General features: G+C 67.0%; 1 protein-coding gene and 1 pseudogene. One reads left to right on the forward strand and one right to left on the reverse strand.

Annotated features, from left to right (window positions below):
• The first annotated feature begins 75 nt into the window (after positions 1–75).
• Positions 76–504 (forward strand): signal peptidase I, encoded by a 429-nt coding sequence (locus tag ACFVDM_RS38325; RefSeq protein ID WP_383651492.1) that lies wholly within the window; start codon positions 76–78, stop codon positions 502–504.
• On the opposite strand, the pseudogene ACFVDM_RS38330 reads toward ACFVDM_RS38325, so the two are convergent.
• A pseudogene (locus ACFVDM_RS38330) lies at positions 459–1,333 on the reverse strand (IS5 family transposase). The gene ACFVDM_RS38325 and the pseudogene ACFVDM_RS38330 sit on opposite strands and share 46 nt — an antisense overlap.
• Positions 1,334–1,468: the final 135 nt, after the last annotated feature.

The raw sequence follows: 1,468 nt of genomic DNA on the forward strand, positions 1-1,468 counted from the left end.
GCTAGGGTCTGTTGTGAAAGTGGATGATGTTGCTGCTGTGAGTGCTGATGCGGCTGGCTGCTACCTTCCGGAGCCATGGGCGACAGCATGTATGTGGGCAATGCTGGCAGGGACGCGGCACTGGACCGGGGGTGGCTGCTGGGACATTTCAAGGAGGCTTCCGATCCTCGTCACAGCGAGGACGTGGAGATCAAATGGGGCGTCCACCCGCAGGGCGATGAGCGGGCTCAGTGGGTGACCGGCGAAGAGCGCACCGCCCTGCTGGTCCTCATCAGCGGGCGCTTCCGAGTGGAGCTGCCCGGGCGCAGTGTTCTCCTGGCTGAGCAGGGGGACTATGTCGTGTGGGGCCAGGGCGTCGATCACTCCTGGTTCGCGGAGGAAGAGTCCGTGGTTCTGACGGTCCGCTGGCCTTCTGTCCCCGGCTACAAGGTGACCGACGAGGACGATTCCGCTGGTGCTCATAGCCATTCGTTGAGGACCGCGACCAGCACGGTGACCTCGTAGCGGACGGCCAACTTGTATAGCGGGTGGCCACCGCACGGTGGCGCTTGAGACGATTGATCCCGCATTCGACCGCGTGGCGTTCGCGGTAGTCGGTCTTGTCGAACGTCGGCGGCCGACCGCCGCGAGAGCCGAGATTCTTGCGGTTGCGGACCCGGTCCGCCGGGACGGGGATCGTTGCCTTGATCCCGCGTCGGCGCAGGTAGGCGCGGTTTTTTTGCGGGAGTCGTACGCCTTGTCGGCCCGCACCCGGTCCCGGCGCTTGCGCGGCCGTCCCAGGCCGAGCCGGGGAACCCCGATCGCTTCCAGGACCGGCTCGAAACTGCGGTGAATCTCCGCGTTGTCCGGCCGTGATCACCACCGACAGGGGCTTCTGGCCCTGCTCGACCGCCAGGTGGATTTTGCTGGTCAGTCCGCCCCGAGACCGACCGAGCCCGTGATCGGCTGGCTCGTTGAAGACCCCGCCGGGCGGCTCCTTCTGGAGATCCCCCCTTTCGCTGCCCCGGCGGCGTGCTGGTGGGCCCGGCAGACCGTGGAGTCGACGTTCACGTCCAGATGATCAGGCCCTTCGCGTCCGCCTCGGCCTGGAGCTGGGTGACGATCCGGGCCCAGGTGCCGTCCCGCTGCCAGCGGCGGAACAGGTTGTAGGCCCGGTCCCACGGCCCGTACCTTTCGGGAATGTCTCGCTATGGGGCGCCGGTTCGGGTCCGCCACCGTATGCCGTCTATCAGCTGCCGCCGCGTCCACACCGGCGGACGGCCCGGCTTGATACCCCCGGGAGCAACGGCTCAAGCCGGGCCCACTGGCTGTTCGTCAGGTCACCACGCCCCACAGAGCGTGATCATCTACGACCAAGATCCACTTTCGCAACACGCCCTAACGACCTCGTGCACGATAGGCGTCACCGCAGGTCAGCGACTTGCGCCGCCGCGACGCCCGAGCCGCTGACCTGCACTGATGCAGCAAG

Origin of the sequence: Streptomyces sp. NPDC057682, from assembly GCF_042799575.1 — a bacterium.
In the GTDB taxonomy this organism is placed as follows: domain Bacteria; phylum Actinomycetota; class Actinomycetes; order Streptomycetales; family Streptomycetaceae; genus Streptomyces.